16 protein-coding genes and 1 tRNA gene are annotated in these 18,061 nt (G+C 64.5%); 8 read left to right on the top strand and 9 right to left on the bottom strand.

Features of this window, described 5'->3' with window-relative positions:
• Positions 1–37: 37 nt before the first annotated feature.
• On the bottom strand, positions 38–1,456 hold the full coding sequence (locus tag K3172_RS07750) for a sugar porter family MFS transporter (protein WP_221588491.1): 1,419 nt from the start codon (positions 1,454–1,456) through the stop codon (positions 38–40).
• A gap of 126 nt (positions 1,457–1,582) precedes the next feature.
• On the opposite strand from K3172_RS07750, the gene K3172_RS07745 reads away from it, so the two are divergent.
• The gene (locus tag K3172_RS07745; protein ID WP_221589130.1) at positions 1,583–3,145 is read left to right on the top strand and encodes an aldehyde dehydrogenase (NADP(+)); all 1,563 of its coding nucleotides are present in this window, start codon (positions 1,583–1,585) and stop codon (positions 3,143–3,145) included.
• A gap of 22 nt (positions 3,146–3,167) precedes the next feature.
• Here the strand turns inward: K3172_RS07745 and K3172_RS07740 are convergent.
• The 5 genes from K3172_RS07740 to K3172_RS07720 form a co-directional block, all read right to left on the bottom strand.
• A tRNA-Met gene (locus K3172_RS07740) sits at positions 3,168–3,244 on the bottom strand.
• A 113-nt stretch (positions 3,245–3,357) separates the two neighbouring features.
• A complete protein-coding gene (locus K3172_RS07735) occupies positions 3,358–3,885 on the bottom strand; it encodes a 2'-5' RNA ligase family protein (RefSeq protein WP_221588489.1) in 528 nt (175 codons plus the stop codon).
• Positions 3,882–4,856, bottom strand: a complete 975-nt coding sequence (gene mltG, locus K3172_RS07730; protein WP_221588487.1) for an endolytic transglycosylase MltG — start codon at positions 4,854–4,856, stop codon at positions 3,882–3,884. The genes K3172_RS07735 and mltG overlap by 4 nt, the downstream gene beginning before the upstream one ends.
• Position 4,857: 1 nt before the next feature.
• Positions 4,858–6,117, bottom strand: coding sequence for a beta-ketoacyl-ACP synthase II (gene fabF / locus K3172_RS07725; RefSeq protein WP_221588485.1), 1,260 nt, complete (start codon positions 6,115–6,117; stop codon positions 4,858–4,860).
• A gap of 96 nt (positions 6,118–6,213) precedes the next feature.
• On the bottom strand, positions 6,214–6,450 hold the full coding sequence (locus K3172_RS07720; protein ID WP_006834437.1) for an acyl carrier protein: 237 nt from the start codon (positions 6,448–6,450) through the stop codon (positions 6,214–6,216).
• Between the two features lie 163 nt (positions 6,451–6,613).
• Between K3172_RS07720 and K3172_RS07715 the strand changes: the two genes are divergently transcribed.
• Together K3172_RS07715 and K3172_RS07710 are read left to right on the top strand one after the other, a co-directional pair.
• Entirely contained in the window at positions 6,614–8,593 is a 1,980-nt protein-coding gene (locus tag K3172_RS07715; protein WP_221588483.1) for a serine hydrolase domain-containing protein, read from the top strand.
• 110 nt (positions 8,594–8,703) lie between these two features.
• The gene (locus tag K3172_RS07710; protein WP_221588481.1) at positions 8,704–9,135 is read left to right on the top strand and encodes a ferritin-like domain-containing protein; all 432 of its coding nucleotides are present in this window, start codon (positions 8,704–8,706) and stop codon (positions 9,133–9,135) included.
• Positions 9,136–9,188: 53 nt separating this feature from the next.
• Here the strand turns inward: K3172_RS07710 and aspS are convergent, their stop codons facing one another.
• Positions 9,189–11,054 (bottom strand): aspartate--tRNA ligase, encoded by a 1,866-nt coding sequence (aspS, locus tag K3172_RS07705; RefSeq protein WP_221588479.1) that lies wholly within the window; start codon positions 11,052–11,054, stop codon positions 9,189–9,191.
• 178 nt (positions 11,055–11,232) lie between these two features.
• On the opposite strand from aspS, the gene rnd reads away from it, so the two are divergent.
• The 3 genes from rnd to K3172_RS07690 all read left to right on the top strand — a co-directional run bounded on the left by rnd (position 11,233) and on the right by K3172_RS07690 (position 13,756).
• Positions 11,233–12,438, top strand: coding sequence for a ribonuclease D (rnd, locus tag K3172_RS07700; RefSeq protein WP_221588477.1), 1,206 nt, complete (start codon positions 11,233–11,235; stop codon positions 12,436–12,438).
• A 10-nt stretch (positions 12,439–12,448) separates the two neighbouring features.
• Entirely contained in the window at positions 12,449–13,345 is an 897-nt protein-coding gene (locus K3172_RS07695) for a hydrogen peroxide-inducible genes activator (protein ID WP_221588475.1), read from the top strand.
• 102 nt (positions 13,346–13,447) lie between these two features.
• The gene (locus K3172_RS07690; protein ID WP_221588473.1) at positions 13,448–13,756 is read left to right on the top strand and encodes a hypothetical protein; all 309 of its coding nucleotides are present in this window, start codon (positions 13,448–13,450) and stop codon (positions 13,754–13,756) included.
• A gap of 258 nt (positions 13,757–14,014) precedes the next feature.
• Here the strand turns inward: K3172_RS07690 and pgsA are convergent, their stop codons facing one another.
• Positions 14,015–14,608: a CDP-diacylglycerol--glycerol-3-phosphate 3-phosphatidyltransferase gene (gene pgsA / locus K3172_RS07685; protein ID WP_221588471.1), complete on the bottom strand. Its 594-nt coding sequence runs from the start codon at positions 14,606–14,608 to the stop codon at positions 14,015–14,017.
• A 113-nt stretch (positions 14,609–14,721) separates the two neighbouring features.
• Here pgsA and K3172_RS07680 point away from each other — a divergent pair, with 113 nt between their 5' ends.
• The gene (locus tag K3172_RS07680; protein WP_221588469.1) at positions 14,722–16,059 is read left to right on the top strand and encodes an MFS transporter; all 1,338 of its coding nucleotides are present in this window, start codon (positions 14,722–14,724) and stop codon (positions 16,057–16,059) included.
• Positions 16,060–16,065: 6 nt separating this feature from the next.
• Here K3172_RS07680 and K3172_RS07675 read toward each other — a convergent pair whose 3' ends face one another.
• Positions 16,066–16,260, bottom strand: a complete 195-nt coding sequence (locus K3172_RS07675; RefSeq protein ID WP_221588467.1) for a hypothetical protein — start codon at positions 16,258–16,260, stop codon at positions 16,066–16,068.
• 132 nt (positions 16,261–16,392) lie between these two features.
• Between K3172_RS07675 and K3172_RS07670 the strand changes: the two genes are divergently transcribed.
• Entirely contained in the window at positions 16,393–18,060 is a 1,668-nt protein-coding gene (locus tag K3172_RS07670) for a thiamine pyrophosphate-binding protein (protein ID WP_221588465.1), read from the top strand.
• Position 18,061: the final 1 nt, after the last annotated feature.

Below are 18,061 nucleotides of genomic sequence, written 5' to 3'. Positions count from 1 at the left end.
TAGGGCCGCCGGTCCGGCAGAACCAGCCCCGTTCCGGTCATCCCTGCATTTCCTCCAGTTCCTTGCCCTTCGTTTCGGTGATGAACTTCTGGACGAGGAAGAAACTGATGACCGCGCAGACCGCGTAGAAGCTATAGCTCGCGGCAAGGCCGATCCCTGCCGCCATCAGCGGGAAGGATTGCGCGATGAGATAGTTCGCGAACCACTGGAAGAAGCCCGCCACCGCCAGTGCGGAACCGCGGATCTGGTTGGGGAACATCTCGGCCAGCATGACCCACATGACCGGACCCCAGCTAACGTTGAAGAAGATCACGTAGAGGTTCGCAGCCACCACTGCGAGCGTCCCGAGCGAGGCCGAGAGCGTTAAATTGCCCTCGGCATCGAGACCACCCTGGCTGAAGGCGTAGACCATGACGAACAGCGTCACCGCCATGCCCGCCGAACCAATGAGCAGCAGCGGCTTGCGACCGATCTTGTCGATGACGGCGATGGTGATGAAGCAGGCCGCGATCGACACCGCGCCCGAAACGATGTTGATCAGCAGGCTGTCGTTCTCGGTGAAGCCCGCCAGCTGCCACAGCGTGGCGCCGTAGTAGAAGATCACATTGATCCCGACGAGCTGCTGGAACACGGCGAGCATGATACCGACCCAGATGATCGGGCGCAGGCCGAGGAAGCCCTTGGTCCCCGCCGGTGCCAGCACGTCGCGCAGTTGCGGGCGGTGATCGACCGAGAAGCTCTCGCGGATTTCTTGAAGCTTGGTCGTAGCCTCGCTCTCGCCGAACAGACGGGTGAGCACGCCGCCCGCCTCCTCGTTGCGGCCTTTCGAGACGAGATAGCGCGGGCTTTCGGGGATGAAGAAGAGCGCAACCAGGAACACCGCAGCGGGCACCGCCTGCATCAGGTACATCCACCGCCACGCCTCGATCCCGCCCCAGAAGGCGCTGGTCGAATCGCCGGCTGCCGCTGCCAGGAAATAGTTGACCACGAAGGCCAGCGTCAGGCCGGTAATGATCATGATCTGCTGCACAGTGGTCATCCGGCCTCGGATGTTCGCCGGGGCGACCTCTGCGATGTAGGCCGGGGACAGGACACTCGCTGCACCGACGGCGATCCCGCCTGCAAGGCGCGCGATCACGAAAATGGTGTGGTCGGTGGTGAGGCCCTGAACGAGCGCGCCGACGAGGAACAGCAGTGCCGCGATCCGCATGACGTTGCGCCGCCCCATCTGGTCGGCCAGCGTCCCGGCGAAGAATGCGCCGATGAAGCAGCCGATGAGCAGCGAACCGACCGTGAAGCCGAGTCCCCCTTCGCTCAGTGCAAAGGCTGCCTTGAGACCCGGCTGGGTCCCGTTCACCGCCCCGCTGTCGTAGCCGAAGAGCAAACCGCCGATGGTGGCGACAGCCACGATGGCGGAAATCAGGGCCAGATTCTGGCCCCCGCTGGTCTTTTCCAATGTCCCTCTCCCGGACTGCCTGTTGCAACTGCAGCCATTTATGGTAGCGCTACCTTTCACTGAAATCCTCGCGAAGGCAAGCCGCCTTTTGCGGCTCTTGAACAATCTTCGACAAAGGAAATGACAATGCTCCACGGCAAGAACCTCATCGCCGGAGATTGGCGCGCAGGCGGAACGACCTTCGCGGCTGTCGATGCGGCGAGTGGCGCGGCGATCGAACCGCGATTCTATGAAGCGACGGCGGGCGATGTGGCCGATGCCTGTGCAGCGGCAGCGGATGCGCAGCATGCCTACGCCAGCCTTCCGTTGGCGCAGCGTGCCGCATTCTTACGCCTTGCGGCCGACAAGATCGACGCGCTGGGTGACACGCTGACGCAGCGCGCGATGCAGGAGAGCGGCTTGCCCGAAGCACGCCTCATCGGCGAGCGCGGCCGAACCGTCGGCCAGCTCCGCCTCTTCGCCGACGAAGTGGAGAACGGAGCCTGGCAGGCGCTGCGCATCGACCATGCCGACCCTGCCCGCACCCCGCCCAAGCCCGACCTGCGCCTGCGCAAGATTCCGCTCGGCCCTGTGGCGGTGTTCGGCGCGAGCAACTTCCCGCTCGCCTTCTCGGTCGCCGGCGGTGACACGGCATCTGCGCTTGCTGCCGGGTGCTGCGTGGTCGTGAAGGGGCATCCGGCGCATCCCGGGACGTCCGAACTCGTCGCGGGCGCGATGGCGGACGCGGTCAAGGGGGCAGGTCTGCCGGCGGGCGTGTTCTCGCTGCTCAACGGTGCGGGCTACGATCTCGGCGAAGCGCTCGTGAAGGATCCGCGCATCGCTGCGGTCGGCTTCACCGGCTCGCGTGCGGGTGGTCTCGCGCTCATGCAGCATGCCGCCGCACGGGCGGTGCCGATCCCGGTCTATGCCGAGATGAGCAGCGTCAATCCCGTAGTGTTGATGCCCGCGAAGCTCGACAGCGCAGCAGAAGATCTCGCCGCTGCCTATGTCGCATCGCTGTCGCTCGGTGCTGGTCAGTTCTGTACCAATCCGGGTGTATTGCTGGCGGTCGATGGCACAGCGCTCGACCGGTTCGTCGTCGCTACGGCGAAAGCGCTCGAACCCGTGGCTGCGCAGACAATGCTCACAGGCGGCATCCGCAAGGCCTACGAAAGCAGCATCGAAAAGCTCGGAGCATATGACAGCGCAAGTCTCATCGGCCGGGGCGCCGAGGGCTCGGCGAGCTGCGGGCGCGCGCATGTCTATGCAGTGAGCGGCGCAGATTTCCGCGCGAACGGCCTGTTCGAGGAAGAGGTGTTCGGACCGAGTTCCATCATCGTGCGCTGCGTCGACCTTGCGGAAGTGGCCGCCATTCTCGGTGCCATGGAGGGCCAGCTCACGGCGACGCTCCATATGGAAGAGGCAGACCGCGCAGACGCCGCGGATCTTCTCCCGATTCTCGAACAGCGCGCCGGACGGATCATCGCCAATGCGTGGCCGACTGGCGTCGACGTGACGCACGCCATGGTTCACGGCGGCCCCTTCCCCGCCACCTCCGACGGGCGCAGCACTTCGGTCGGCACTCTCGCCATCGACCGCTTCCTGCGGCCCTTGTGCTATCAGGACATGCCGGAGGACCTGCTTCCTCCGGGACTGCGCGAGGTCGACAGCAACGTATGGCGCCGGGTCGACGGTGTCTACATGGCCTGACGCACCCGAGTATCGTTGAGAATGGTAGCGGAGGAGGGACTCGAACCCCCGACACGCGGATTATGATTCCGCTGCTCTAACCACCTGAGCTACTCCGCCCCAAAGAGGCATGCCGGGGCAAGTGCCCGCTCGGCAGGCGGCGCATTTAGGGCGCGGGCCCGATGGGGTCAACTGTGCAATGTGGCTTCGCGCAATTTTTGTGCGTGCGGCGCTCAGGGGGTCTCGCGCCCGCGGAAGCTGAAGCTCTTGACCGCTTCCCACGGACCGCCGCGGTAGCGGAACAGCGACAGGCCGCGAAAGGCGAATGGGCGCGGCTGGATCGTGCCTTCGAGCAGCGCCTGGAGCGCCTTGGCCTCCTTGCTCGTGACCTTGTTCTGGATCGTCACATGCAGCCGCGGGCGATGCTGGTCCTGCTGGGTGAGGAGGCCGTGGAAATTCTCCGCCAGCCGGTCGCGCAGGACGAGCATGGCGGCGCTCTGCAGTTTGATGGCAGTGCCCCCGCCGAGCGACATCAACCCGACCACCTCGGCCTCGACCGGCGCATAGTCCTGCGCGAAGCGCTTGCAGATCGAGACGACCTCGCCCTCGCACATCCCTGGCAGCGCGTGGAACAGCGTGACATGCGCCTCGAGATAATTGCGCTCGGGCGGGAAATGCTGCGTGCGCAGTGCGGTGAAGCGCTGGTGGAGATCCTCGGGCAGCTGTGCCGTCAGGATCAGCGGGGCGTCGTCGGCGCTCACATCTCGCCGCGCTGGCGGCGCAGTTCGAACCACTTGGCGACGTTGCGGTTATGCTCGTCGAGCGTTTCGGCAAAAGCATGGCCGCCGGTGCCGTCGGCGACCATGTAGCGCGCCGTCGTCTTCGCGGGATTGAGCACCGCCGCGATGCTCTCGCGTCCCGGATTGGTGATCGGACCCTTGGGCAGGCCGACCATGGTATAGGTGTTGTAATCGTTGATCGCCGCAATCTCCGACTGGCGGATGCGACGGCCGAGCGGCTTGCCCTTGGTGATCGGGTAGATGATGGTCGGATCGGCCTGCAGCAGCATCCCGTCCTTCACCCGGTTGGAATAGAGGCCCGCGACCATCTTGCGTTCGCGCGCGACGCCGGTTTCCTTCTCCACGATCGAGGCGAGGATCACCGCGTCCTTGATGTTGTCGACCGCTATGTCCGGTCCGCGCTTGGGCCAGGCTTCGGCGAGGTAGTTCTGCATCGCGGCCTGCATGCGGGCGAGGACGGCGGCGCGGGTTTCGCCGCGTTCGAACGAATAGGTGTCGGGCAGGACAGAGCCTTCGGCGGGCACGGGGATCTCGCCGGTCAGCAGGTCCTCGGCCATCAGCCGCTCGTAGACCATGATCGAGGGCAGGCCTTCGGGCACGGTCACGAAGCGGTTGATCACCTCGCCATTCTGGAATGTGTCGAGAATGGTCGCCGGGCTGGCACCAGCCGGGAGGAGGAACTCTCCCGCCTTGATCGGGTCGCCCGAACCGAACAGCTTCGCGCGCAGCAGGAAGCTGTCGGCAGAGGCGATCAGGCCCTCGTCCTCCAGCTTGGCAGCGACGGCGGTCAGCGTCGAGCCGGAGGGGACGATGAAATTCGTGTCCTCCTCGACATCGGCAGCCCCCCACCAGCCCGAGAGGAACCATGCCGCGCCGATCAGCAACACAAGCGCGAGGACCGCGCCGAGACCCAGCGCGCCGGCCTTTTTCACCTTAGTCGACCCTCTTGACGATCAGCGAGGCGTTGGTCCCGCCGAAGCCGAAGCTGTTGTTGAGCGCCGCCTTCACTTCGCGCTTGCGGGCCGTGTGCGGCACCAGGTCGACGCCTTCGGTGCCTTCGTCCGGATCGTCGAGGTTGAGCGTCGGCGGCACGATCTGGTCGCGGATCGCGAGGATGCAGAAGATCGCCTCCACCGCGCCTGCGCCACCGAGCAGGTGGCCGATGGCGGACTTGGTGCTGCTCATGCTCGCGCCGCAGAGATCATCGCCCAGCACGCGCTTGACCGCCGCCAGTTCGATGGTGTCGGCCATGGTCGAGGTTCCGTGCGCGTTGACGTAATCGATGTCGCACGCTTCGAGCCCGGCCTTGCGCAGCGCCATGCGGATGGCGAGTTCGGCGCCCTTGCCTTCGGGATGCGGCGCGGTGACGTGATAGGCATCGCCCGACAGGCCATAGCCGACCACTTCGGCATAAATCTTCGCGCCGCGCGCCTTGGCGTGTTCGTATTCCTCGAGCACGACCACGCCCGCGCCCTCGCCCAGCACGAAGCCTTCGCGATTCCTGTCGTAGGGACGGCTGGCCTGCTCCGGACGGTCGTTGTAGCCGGTGTTGAGCGCGCGTGCCTGCGCGAAGCCGGCGATGCCGAGCGGGTTGATAGTCGATTCCGAACCGCCCGCCAGCATGATGTCAGCATCGTCGTCGCGGATCATGCGCGCCGCGTCGCCGATCGAATGTGCGCCGGTCGAGCAGGCGGTGACAACCGCATGGTTGGGGCCCATCAGGCCGTAGCGGATCGAAACCTGGCCACTGACGAGGTTGATGATGCGGCCGTGGACGAAGTGCGGGCTGACCCGGCCGGGGCCGCGTTCATGGAGGTTGACCGATTCATATTCGATCCCCGGCAGGCCGCCGATACCGGCGCCGATCGAGACACCGGCGCGCTCGCGGGTCGCCTCGTCCATGTCGGTCAGGCCCGCATCCTCGATCGCCTGTCCGGCGGCATCGAGGCCATAGACGATGAAGGGATCGACCTGGCGCTGGATCTTGGGATCGACGCGCTTGTCGGGGTCGAAGCCCCATTCGTGGTCCTTGGGCTTCACCTCGCAGGCGATCTGCGCCTTCTGGTTCGAGGCATCGAAGCGGGTAATCGGCCCCGCCCCGCTCTTGCCGGCGATAAGGTTGGACCAACTGGTTTCGACGTCACCGCCAAGGGGGGTGACGAGTCCGAGACCGGTAACGACCACACGACGCATGTATTTCTCCGCGATATAAGACAACAGGCCCGGCCCTTATCGGGTCGGGCCTGTCCGTTCCCGCCAATGAAGCAGGCTAGCCGAAAAGCGTGAGGCTCAGCCCTTGTGCTCTTCGATGTACTTGGTGGCATCGCCGACGGTGGTAATCTTCTCGGCCGCATCGTCGGGGATTTCCACGCCGAATTCTTCTTCGAAGGCCATCACGAGTTCGACGATGTCGAGGCTGTCCGCACCCAGATCGTCGATGAAGCTCGCTTCCTGGGTCACCTTGTCGGCTTCGACGCCGAGATGCTCGACGACAATCTTCTGCACGCGGTCGGCAGTATCGCTCATTTTTGTCCCTCTCGAATTCTGGGGGTTAGGAGATTGGCTTTCGCCCTAATGAACGCCGTGGCCAAGCGCAAGGGCTGGCAATGCCGTAACTGAAATTGACCTGTAACGGATTTGCCGTATTACACATATAAGACACAGAAAGACACTCAAGGAGAGCAACCCTATGAAACGTTTCGCGCTTATCGCTTCCGCCTTGCTGCTGACCACGTCGCCGCTGCCCTTGCTGGCGCAGGAGCAGGCTCAGACCGAAGCGGTGGAAAAGCTGGACACCGGAACGGGCGCAGAAATGGCGCCGATCCCCGGCTGGGCACGCGAGCAGCGCAACGGCATGCTGGTGTTCACCGCGCCGGAGGGCGACGTGACTGCAGCCATCGTCGGCGTGGACGGCGGCGAGGACGGTAGCAAGGCCGTGGCTAACGCATGGCAGAAGCTCTCCCCCGGCTTCGCACGCGAGGTGCTGATCGCGCAGGACCCGCCGGCCCGCGACGGCTGGGACCAGATTACCGTGGTCAACTACAAATCCTCACCCGAAGAGAAGATCGCCGTACAGGGCATCGGCTTGCGCAAGGGCGCGCAATGGACCGTGATTCTCATCGACGGCGCCCTGGCCACCGTCGCCAAGCGCGGCGCGCAGCTGAACCAGGCATTCGGTTCACTGCGCCCTGCCAATTTCGAAAAGGAGACCTTCGCCGGCAAGGCGGCCAACGAGTTGACCCCCGAACGCATCGCCGAGCTGACCGGCTTCGTGACCCGCGCCATGGAAGGGCTCGAAATTCCCGGCGTCGGCCTCGCGCTCGTGCAGGGTGACAGGATCGTCTGGGAAGGCGGCCTCGGGGTGACCGAAAAGGGTGGCGCCGAGCAGGTGGACAAGGACACCGGCTTCATGGTTGCATCGAACACCAAGGGCATGGCGACGCTGCTGCTTTCCACCCTGGTCGACGAGGGCAAGCTTGCCTGGGACCAGAAGGTGACAGAGGTCTACCCGGAGTTTCGCCTCGGCAGCGGCGAGACCACAGCGAGCGTGCGCGTCGAACACCTGATCTGCGCCTGCACGGGCCTGCCGCGCAAGGACATGCAGTGGATCATGAACACCAGCCGCGACACGCCGGCGAGCGACACCTTCGTCCAGCTCGCCGCGACCGAGCCGACCAGTGGCTTCGGCGAGGTGTTCCAGTACAACAACCTTATGGCGAGTGCTGCAGGCTATATCGGCGGGCACCTCGTTTATCCGGACATGGAAATCGGCGCGGCCTTCGATCGGGCAATGGACGAGCGCATCTTCGACCCGCTGGGCATGACCCGCACGACCTTCGATTTCAGCGAGGCCATGCGGGCCAACTGGGCGAGGCCGCATGCGCGCGGCTATGACGGGCCGGTCGAAGGCGCGCCGATGGACTGGAACTACATGGTCCATCCCTATCGCCCCGCTGGCGGCGTCTGGTCGACCGCGCACGATATGGCGCTCTATGCGATGAACGAACTTCGCGAAGGCACGCTGGCCGACGGGACCGACCTGGTCTCGGCGGAGAACCTGCTCAAGCGCCGCGAACGCTACGTCCCGATCGGCGAGGACTCCTGGTACGGCATGGGCCTGATGGAGGATGCGAGCCGCGGCAAGGAGATCTATTTCCACGGCGGCAGCCTGATCGGCTACAAGAGCAACTTCTGGTTCATTCCGGAAGACGGTGTAGCGGCAGTGCTGCTCACCAATTCGGATACCGGCCAAGGGCTGCTCGGGCTGTTCCAGCGCAAGCTGCTCGAAGTGCTGTACGACGGCGCTGCCGAGGCGGAGGAAAACCTTGCAGCATCGGTAAAGCTTGGTGCGGAAGCACGCGAAAAGGCCCGCGAAGGCATTGTGCCGGAGGGCGATCCCACGGTTCTCGCATCGCTCGCCAGCCGCTACAGCAACCCGGAACTCGGCCCGCTTACGGTTAGCCGCGAGGGCGAGGACACCTTCATCGCCGTCACCTCGGGCCGCTCCCGCATCGGTACGCTCCAAAACGATGACGGGACGAGCTCCATCGTCTTCATGACGCCCGGCTTCTTCGGTTTCCCGCTGGTCATCGGCGAAAGCGAGGGCAAGCGCACGCTCAAGCTTCTGGATGCGCAGCACGAGTATGTCTTCGTCGAAGATGCAGGCTGAAGCGCGCGGATTTTGCGCCGCTACGATGAGGTTCGGGTCGATGCGCCCGGACCTCATGCTCCCCTCGCCCGTTAGGGCTGTATCAAACCATTGATTTAGGGAAGCAAACGATGAGCAGCACGGTTTTCAAGAGCCTCACCGACACCACGTTCGATTCGGTCGAAGGTTACCGCCAGGCGGCCGAAAAAGCCGACAGCCCCCAGCTTACGCAGGCCCTCAACCATCGCCTCCAGCAGCGTGAGAGCACATTGCGCCAAATGAACGCGGAACTCGAGCGTCAGGGCGATGAACTCGTCACAAAGGGCACGCTGACCGGCGAAGTTCACCAGATGTGGCAGAGCATCACCAGCCTCTTCGGCAACAGCGACGACAACGTTGCAGAGCGGATCGAGGAAGGCGAGGACTACATCAAGAACAAGTTCCAGGAAGCGCTCGAGAGCGACCAGCTCGAAGGCCAGGAACGCGCCGTCGTACAGCAATGCTACAACGAGATCTGCGAAGGCGAACAATTCGGCGACATGATCGAACGCCAGTACGACTGAGCCCCCATTCAGTCGAACGGCGGGGCGCGGAGAAATCCGCGCCCTTTTTCGTGTCAGGTATCGTCGCTACGCTCGGGCGTATCGCGGTCGGTGGCGGTGCTGTTCATGTCAGTCTTCTCGGCTTCGCTCGCGGCCTTCTGCGCTTCGAGCGCGGCTCCGCCCAGGCGAACGTGGACATCGCGAAGCTGGCTGGGTGCTACCACGCTCGGGGCGCCCATCATCAGGTCCTGCGCCTTCTGATTGAGGGGGAAGGCTATCACCTCGCGGATGTTCGGCTCGTCGGCGAGCAGCATCACGATCCGGTCGATGCCCGGGGCCGAGCCACCGTGTGGCGGGGCGCCCAGCTTGAAGGCTTCGATCATGCCGCTGAAGTTCGCGTCGACTTCGGCCTGCGTATAGCCGGCAATCTCGAACGCCTTGTACATGATCTCCGGCTTGTGGTTCCGGATCGCGCCGCTCGACAGCTCATAGCCGTTGCAGACGATGTCGTACTGCCAAGCCTTGATCTCGAGCGGATCCTGCGTTTCCAGCGCTTCCATCTCGCCCTGCGGCATCGAGAAGGGGTTGTGGCTGAAGTCGATCTTCTTTGCATCCTCGTCATACTCGTACATCGGGAAATCGACGATCCAGCAGAACTTGAAGCAACCCTCTTCGATCAGGCCCAGTTCCTCGGCCACGCGGGTCCGAGCGGCCCCGGCGAGCTTGGCGGCGTCCTTTTCCTTGCCCGCGGCAAAGAACAGACCATCGTTCTCGCCCAGCCCCAGTTCGGCGTAGAGCTTTTCCATGCCTTCGGTGCCGTGGTTCTTGGCGATCGGGCCGCCGAACTCGCCGCGCTTGCGGGTGACATAGCCGAGGCCGGCGAAGCCTTCGCGGCGCGCCCAGTCGTTCATGTCGTCGAAGAACTTGCGGCTCTTCTCGTGCGTGTCGGGCGCGGGAACGACGCGAACCTTGCCGCCACCGCCGACGATCTTCTCGAACAGGCCGAAACCCGAAGTGGTGAAGTGATCGGTCACGTCCGAAATCAGCAGCGGGTTGCGCAGGTCGGGCTTGTCGCTGCCATATTTGAGCATTGCTTCCGCATAGGGGATACGCGGGAATTCACCGGCGGGCGTCACGCTTTTGCCGCCCGAGAATTCCTCGAACACGCCCGCGAGCACCGGCTCGATCGCCTGGAAGACGTCTTCCTGCGTCACGAAGCTCATTTCGAAGTCGAGCTGGTAGAATTCGGGGCTGCGATCGGCGCGCAGGTCTTCGTCGCGGAAGCACGGCGCGATCTGGAAGTAGCGGTCGAACCCGGCGACCATCAGCAGCTGCTTGAACATCTGCGGCGCCTGCGGAAGCGCGTAGAAGCGGCCCGGGTGCAGGCGGCTCGGCACGAGGTAGTCGCGCGCGCCTTCGGGGCTCGACGCGCCGAGGATCGGGGTCTGGAACTCGCTGAAGCCCTGGTCGATCATCCGGCGGCGCAGCGAGGTGATGACCTTGTTGCGCAGCATGATGTTGGCGTGAACGCGCTCGCGCCGCAGGTCGATGAAGCGGTACTTGAGGCGCGTTTCCTCGGGATAGTCCTCCGCCGAGTTGACGATCAGCGGCAATTCCTCGGCGCGGCTCTGCACCTCGACCGAGCGGGCGAAGACCTCGATCTCGCCGGTCGGCAGGTTCTTGTTCACCGCCACATCGGCGCGCGCCTTCACCGTGCCGTCGATGGTGACCACCGATTCCAGTTTTATCTTATCGAGGATCGGCAGCGCCGGGCTGTCTTCGTCCGCGACGATCTGCGTTATGCCGTAGTGGTCGCGCAGGTCGACGAACAGCACGCCGCCATGGTCACGCTTGTTGTGCACCCAGCCCGACAGGCGGACGGTTTCGCCGACATTATCCTTCGTCAGCTGTGCGCAGTTGTGGGTACGATAGGCGTGCATCTAAAATCTTTCCATTTTCGGAGCTATGGCGCTAGGGGCGCGAACGTCGCGCTCCTCTAGCAGGAATCGCGCGCGCTAACAGGGCACCGGCGGGTTTTTGTCAAGGCTTGCGACGGTGCGTTGAAACTGGGCCCCGGGCCCGAGGGCGGCACTCCGCCCCGACCATGAATTGAGAACGATGAAAATACACGACCTGATTACCACCTCCGACGCGCTGGCCGAACTGTGCGAGCGTCTGGCGAAGAGCGAATTCGTCACCGTCGATACCGAATTCATGCGCGAGAACACCTATTGGCCCGAACTGTGCCTGGTGCAGATCGCCAATGAAGAAGAGGCGGCGGCGATCGACCCGCTGGCCGACGGGATCGACCTCAAGCCCCTGTGGGACCTGCTGTGCGAGAACGAGGACGTTCTCAAGGTCTTCCACGCGGGCGGGCAGGACGTCGAGATCGTCTACAATTTCACCGGCAAGACCCCGCACCCGATCTTCGACACGCAGATCGCGATGATGGCGATCAGCCAGTCCGAACAGATCGGCTATGCCAACCTCGTCGAAAGCTGGCTCGGCATCCCGGTCGACAAGGGTGCGCGCTTCACCGACTGGAGCCGCCGTCCGCTGACCGACCGCCAGATCGAATATGCCATCGGGGACGTGACCCACCTGTCCGATATCTTCCCCAGGATCCTCAAGAAGCTGATCAAGACGGGGCGCGGCGCGTGGCTCGATGCGGAGATGGACAAGCTCGCCGATCCGGCGAACTACGCCAACGATGCGGGCCAGGCGTGGAAGCGCATCCGTTCGCCCGGGCGCAACGCCGCGGTGCTCGGCCGCCTCAAGGCGCTCGCCGCCTGGCGCGAGGGCGAGGCGCAGCACAAGAATATCCCGCGCGGTCGCATCATGCGCGACGAGACGCTGGCCGATATCGCCAGCCACCCGCCCAAGAAGCAGGCCGACCTTGCCAAGGTGCGCGGCCTGTCGAACGCGTGGAAGGACAACGACATCGGCAAGCGCCTGATGAAAGTGATCGAAAAGGCGGAGCCGCTGTCGAAGGACGAAATGCCGGACAAGCCGCAGCGCGGCGCGCCGCTCGGCAAGGAAGGCGCGCTGGTGGCGGACCTGCTCAAGCTGCTGCTCAAGATCCGCGCCCGCGAGATCGACGTCGCCGCCCGCCTGCTGACCCGCGCGGACGAGATGGAAGCCCTTGCCGCCGGTGTCCGCAACCTGCCGGTGCTCGAAGGCTGGCGTTACGAGGTCTTCGGCAAGGATGCGCTCGAACTGGTCGAGGGCCGCATGGCCTTCGCGGTCAAGCAGGGCCGACTGCTGATGACGCATATCGACGACATGCAGGCCGAAATGGTCGAGACCCAGGCGGCGGCGGAATAGGCCGCCGCGTATGAGCACCTACCTCCCCACCCTCAAGCAGCTGCAGTATCTCGTGGCACTGCACGAGCATGGCCATTTCGGCCGGGCGGCGGAGGCCAGCTTCGTGTCGCAATCGACGCTCAGCGCCGGCATTCGCGAGCTGGAATCGCTGCTCGGCGTGACGCTGGTCGAGCGCAGCCGCCGCGTGGTGCGCTTCACCGCGCTCGGCAACCAGGTGGTGGACAAGGCGCACCGCGTGCTGCGCGAGGCGGAGGAACTGGCCGATCTCGTCCAGGCGGCGGGCAAGCCGCTCGCGGGGCAATTGCGCATGAGCGTCATACCGACGATCGCGCCCTTCCTGCTGCCGCGCTTCCTGCCGCGCCTGCGCAAGGAACGCCCCGACTTGCAGCTGTTCCTGCGCGAGGAGACCAGCCACGATGCGGTCGAATCGCTGCAGCACGGGCGGGTCGATTGCGTTCTGCTCGCCCTGCCCTTCGCCACCGGCGAAGTGGAGATGGCGCATATTGCGGACGACGAACTCTACGTCGCCTTTCCCGAAAACGATCCGCGCGATCCGCCCGAGATCATCCCGCCGAGCATGATCGACGAGGGCCGCCTGCTGCTGCTCGAGGACGGGCACTGCCTCAAGGAACACGCGCTCGCCGCCTGCAACCGGCCCGAACTGCGCGCCTCGGCGACGATGATCGGGACCAGCCTGCACACGCTGGTACAGATGGTGGACAACGGCCTCGGCCTGACGATGCTGCCCAAGATGGCCGTGGATGCGGGAATCCTGACCGGCACGAAAGTCGTCGCCCGCCCCCTCAAGAGCAAGAGCGCCACCCGCGAGATCGCCCTGATCTGGCGCAAGAACTCGCCGCGGCGGGACGACTTCGAACTGCTGGCCGAGGAACTGCGGGCGGGGTGAGCGAGTGGCGGCTTGGGGCGATATGGGCCCCAAAGCGGAAGTTCAGCTAACGACCCGATTGCAGACATTGAGTGCAAGCGCATTCCCGGGCAGAACACCGACATGAAAGTTCTCATCGAGTTTGAAGGCGCGCCTGGTGGCGCTTCTTACGACGCTGTGTGGATTATTGACACGCCGGAGAATCGCGCATGGTTCGAAAGGCAAGTTGGCCGGATCGATGCGAACAGCGCCGTCTTCAAGGATGGTTCGGACCCCCTCGCGATCATCTGGAACGTTTTCGAGCATCACCCGAATTGGGCTGAAATACTCGTTCGAGGTGCAGCCCTCACGCCTGCCATTGAGGGGGCCGTCCGGCCTGACGCTTCGGCGTCAAGTGAAGGTCCCGCGGAGTTCCGACTCACCCGGCCTTGAAGTCCGCTACCCACCCATAGGCAGCCATTCCGCTCATTTTCCTACAGGATCTTTTTCTGCCATTCGGGCCGGATGTTTGAGGGATTGGACACGCCAACTTGCCGCGCGCAATTTCCACCGCGCATTGGCTTGTCTCGGATGGCAATTCGGAAGGTGACAGTTCAGGCCGTCGAATTGCCCGCAATCTGGCGCTATCCGGGCCTTTCAGCACGGATCGCAGTTTCGCAAAACACCCCGTTCGGTGTTCCACTTCCCCGCTCAATCCATGTGCTTCAAACCGACCCGCAGGTAATCCCAGCCCGTAATCACCGTCAGCACCGCCGCGGCCCACAGAGTCACGAGGCCGTAGGTGTGCGGGACATTCGCCTCCACCGCACCAACCATCACAGTCCAGTCCGGCAGGCCCTGCCCGAGGATCAGCGAGCCCAGTGCCATCATCTGGAAGGTCGTCTTCCACTTGGCGAGGCGGCTCACGGGAACCGAGACCTGTAGCGGACCGAGGAATTCGCGCAGGCCCGAGACGGCGATTTCGCGCGTGAGGATGATCAGGCCGGCGATCACATGCGCGTCGCCGACATAGGGCCCGCGCAGCACGCCCTGCGCCGCCAGCACGAGGATCACCGCGGCGACCATGATCTTGTCGGCGATCGGGTCGAGGAAGATGCCGAGCTTCGACACCGTGCCGCTCGATCGCGCGAGGTAGCCGTCGAAATAGTCGGTGATGCCCATCAGGCAGTAGAGCACGAAGGCGGCGAGATAGCCCTGCTCCCATCCCGGCCACCACAGCAGGAAGGCCAGCAGCGGGATCGCGACGATGCGCGACAGCGTCAGCATGTTGGGCAGGCTCAGCATGAAGCCTCCCCTAGCGAGTTACGGCTCGCCGCAAAAGTCGCGGATTGTCCTTGTCCGCCACCGCGATGGCTTTACACATGGCCGTCATACGACGGGGCCATTCCCGGGGGGTCATGCTAACATCCACTCACCTGCTGCGTACCCGGCGGTTCCTGCCGCTGTTCGTCACGCAGCTGTTCAATGCCTTCAACGACAATCTCTACAAGACCACCATGGTCCTGTTCGTCGTCTACGCGGTCTACAGCGACCCGGCGACCGAAGCGAGCTTCAGCGGGCTGGCCTCGGGCCTGTTCATCCTGCCGTTCTTCATCCTGTCCGCGCTGGCGGGACAGCTGGCCGACATGCGCGACAAGGCGCGGATCGTGCGGATCGTCAAGGCTGCCGAGATCGGTCTGATGGTGATCGGCGCCTGCGGCCTCTATCTCGCGTGGAAAGGGATCATGGTGCACACGCTGGCGATCCCGCTGCTGCTGTTCGCCCTGTTCCTGACCGGCGTCCAATCGACCTTCCTCGGCCCGATCAAATACGCAATCCTGCCGCAGCACCTGGAACAGGACGAGGTTTTGGCGGGAACCGGCCTGGTCGAGGCGGGGACCTATATCGCGATTCTTGCCGGCACGATCATTGCGGGCTTCATTGCGGTCGAGCGCACCGGCTGGGCCGCCATTGCGATCATCTGCATTTCCTGCATCGGCTATCTTGTCAGCCGGCAGATCCCCGCGGCGCCGCCGATGGGCGAGGTCGAGAAGCTCGACTGGCATATCCTGCGCGCCTCGGTGAAGCTGGTGCGCGACACGATGCACAATCCGGAAGTCTATTACGCCATCCTGGCGATCAGCTTCTTCTGGACCATCGGGGCGGTGCTATTCATCCAGTTTCCGCCGCTGGCGAAGAACACGATCATGGCCAGCCCCGAGGTCGCGAGCCTGTTCCTCGTGGTTTTTTCGGTCGGCGTCGCGATCGGATCGGTGGCCGTCAACGCCCTGCTCAAGGGCCGCGTCTCGGCGCGCTATTCCCCGGTTTCGGTAATCGTGATGGGGCTATTCGTAGTTGCCTTCTACGTCGTCGCGAAGATGTGGGAAGCGGACCAGCCGGACACCCTGCTTTCGGTGCGCGAATTCGTCGCCTGGCCGATGGCGACCGTCCTGCTGCTTTGCCTGCTGGGCATTTCGATCGCTGGCGGGATGTTCGTGGTGCCGCTCTACGCCTTTCTGACCACGCGGGTCTCGCCCGACCGCGCCTCGCGCACGATCGCGGCGAACAACATCGTCAATTCGGGGGCGATGGTGGCGGGTTCGCTGGCGGCCATGGCCCTGAGCGCCGCGGGCGTGCCGATTACCGAACAGGTGTTGCTCTGCGCCGCCATGTGCCTTTTTTCGGCATGGCTCGCAAAGCGCTTGATCGCAGCGGAGAACGCAGCTGCGGAGCAGGCGCTCGCCAGCGGGATCTGAACAGCCTCAGATAATGAAGGCGAGGACCGCCGCGACGGTCGCGAAATAGGTCGTCGCCACGCCGCGAATGTCGCTGGCGGTAATCTGCCAGCTCACCGGTCCGGTTGCCGGGAGATCGGCAAAGGCCAGGCGGCGTTGCGGTAGGCTGGCCCGGAACCAGTGCCGGGCGGCTTCGCTCGTAAGGACTAATGCGCGTCTCATGATGGCAGTTAACGCTTTTTTAACCGTTTGGTATCCCCGCCGCTTTCCACTGTCGCAAAACGGAACGGAATCGCCGTTATTAACCATAGCGCGCGATTGCCAGCCGTGGGCGCGCGGGCTAGTCGCTCGGCCATGAGAGAGAGCACTACCCCCGCCGCCGCGCGCCTGCTGGTCGACTGCCTGATCGAACAGGGCTGCGACCGTGTCTTCACCGTGCCGGGGGAAAGTTTCCTCCAGGTACTAGACGGGCTCGGCCAGCAGTCGACGATCGATGTCGTCACATGCCGGCAAGAGGGCGGCGTAGCTTTCATGGCCTGTGCCGACGGGGCGATGACCGGCCGGCCGGGCGTGGCTTTCGTCACCCGCGGCCCGGGCGCGACCAATGCGAGCATCGGCGTCCACGTCGCGATGCAGGATTCGCAGCCGATGCTCCTCTTCGTGGGCGACGTCGACAGCGAAATGCGCGACCGCGAGGGCTTCCAGGAGGTCGATTTCGCCGCCTTCTTCGGGCCCATCGCCAAATGGGCGGCACGGATCGATTCGGCCGACCGAATTCCCGAATACGTCGCTCGCGCCTATTCCACCGCGATCTCCGGACGGCCCGGCCCGGTCGTGCTTGCCCTGCCCGAGGATATGCTGAGCCGCGAGACGGAGGCGAAGCCGCGCCCACGGGTCGAGGCGCCAGCTCAGGCGCCGTGCCCCGATGCGATGCAGGCGATGATGGCCCTGATCGGCGACGCCGCTTCACCCGTCGCAATTATCGGCGGCGCAGGCTGGAACGCCAAGGCGCGCGAGTACTTCCAGATCTTCGCCGAACGGCTCGCCATTCCCGTTGCGACTGCTTTCCGCCGTCAGGACGCGATAGCACCGTCGAGCAAGGTCTATGCGGGCAACCTCGGCTATGGCCCGAACCCCAAGCTGGTCGAGCGGGTCAGGAATGCCGACCTCATCCTGGCCGTCGGCGCGCGGCTCGGCGAAGCGACAACCGACGGCTATACGGTTCCCCAGATCACAGCGCCCGATCGCAAGCTGATCCACGTCCACCCCGATCCCAACGAACTGGGCCGTGTCTATCCTGCTGACCTCGCTATCTGCGCCGGGATGGCAGAGTTCGCCGAAAGCGCGGCCCTGTGGGACGATGGCGACGCGATCGATTTCGACGCCGGTGCGGCGGCGCATGCCGAGTGGGAGGCGTGGGCTACGGCGCATCCCAACGGCCATCCGCTCGATATGGGCCAGGCCGTCCAGTTCATGCGCGACACGCTCCCCGCCGATACCATCGTGTGCAACGGTGCAGGTAATTTCGCGGGCTGGTGGCACCGCTACTGGCGCTATGCCGGTTATCCAAGCCAGCTTGCCCCGACCTGCGGCGCGATGGGTTATGGCGTGCCCGCTGCCGTAGCTGCCGCGCTACGCCATCCCGAACGCACGGTCGTGGCCGTCGCGGGTGACGGCGATTTCATGATGAACGCGCAGGAGCTCGCCACCGCAGTCCAGCATGGTGCAAACCTGATGGTGATCGTGGTCGACAATGGCGCCTACGGCACCATCCGCATGCACCAGGAACGCGAGTTTCCCGGCGAAGAGCGGATCAGCGCCACCCGTCTCGCCAACCCCGACTTCGCCGCCATGGCCGAGGCTTTCGGCGGCTGGTCCGCGCGCGCGGACACGACCGAGGCCTTCAAGGACGCTCTCGTCGCCGCGCAGGGCCGCAGCGGGCTGCGCCTAATCCATTGCCGGATCGATATCGAGCAACTTGCCGCCAGCGGCGCGAGCGTCAGCGGGCTGCGCAGCCGCTGAC

It is taken from the genome of Qipengyuania proteolytica (genome assembly GCF_019711565.1).
Classification (GTDB): Bacteria; Pseudomonadota; Alphaproteobacteria; order Sphingomonadales; family Sphingomonadaceae; genus Qipengyuania; species Qipengyuania proteolytica.
This window is presented reverse-complemented; position numbering and strand designations above follow the sequence as displayed.

What these genes read in the sequence shown, in the direction of transcription:
- K3172_RS07695 (WP_221588475.1), top strand. Translation starts at nt 12,449, where the DNA reads ATGAGCACCTACCTCCCCACCCTCAAGCAGCTGCAGTATCTCGTGGCA.
- K3172_RS07715 (WP_221588483.1), top strand. Translation starts at nt 6,614, where the DNA reads ATGAAACGTTTCGCGCTTATCGCTTCCGCCTTGCTGCTGACCACGTCG.
- pgsA (WP_221588471.1), bottom strand. Translation starts at nt 14,608, where the DNA reads ATGCTGAGCCTGCCCAACATGCTGACGCTGTCGCGCATCGTCGCGATC.
- K3172_RS07720 (WP_006834437.1), bottom strand. Translation starts at nt 6,450, where the DNA reads ATGAGCGATACTGCCGACCGCGTGCAGAAGATTGTCGTCGAGCATCTC.
- K3172_RS07675 (WP_221588467.1), bottom strand. Translation starts at nt 16,260, where the DNA reads ATGAGACGCGCATTAGTCCTTACGAGCGAAGCCGCCCGGCACTGGTTC.
- K3172_RS07745 (WP_221589130.1), top strand. Translation starts at nt 1,583, where the DNA reads ATGCTCCACGGCAAGAACCTCATCGCCGGAGATTGGCGCGCAGGCGGA.
- K3172_RS07690 (WP_221588473.1), top strand. Translation starts at nt 13,448, where the DNA reads ATGAAAGTTCTCATCGAGTTTGAAGGCGCGCCTGGTGGCGCTTCTTAC.
- K3172_RS07710 (WP_221588481.1), top strand. Translation starts at nt 8,704, where the DNA reads ATGAGCAGCACGGTTTTCAAGAGCCTCACCGACACCACGTTCGATTCG.
- fabF (WP_221588485.1), bottom strand. Translation starts at nt 6,117, where the DNA reads ATGCGTCGTGTGGTCGTTACCGGTCTCGGACTCGTCACCCCCCTTGGC.
- K3172_RS07680 (WP_221588469.1), top strand. Translation starts at nt 14,722, where the DNA reads ATGCTAACATCCACTCACCTGCTGCGTACCCGGCGGTTCCTGCCGCTG.
- K3172_RS07670 (WP_221588465.1), top strand. Translation starts at nt 16,393, where the DNA reads ATGAGAGAGAGCACTACCCCCGCCGCCGCGCGCCTGCTGGTCGACTGC.
- aspS (WP_221588479.1), bottom strand. Translation starts at nt 11,054, where the DNA reads ATGCACGCCTATCGTACCCACAACTGCGCACAGCTGACGAAGGATAAT.
- rnd (WP_221588477.1), top strand. Translation starts at nt 11,233, where the DNA reads ATGAAAATACACGACCTGATTACCACCTCCGACGCGCTGGCCGAACTG.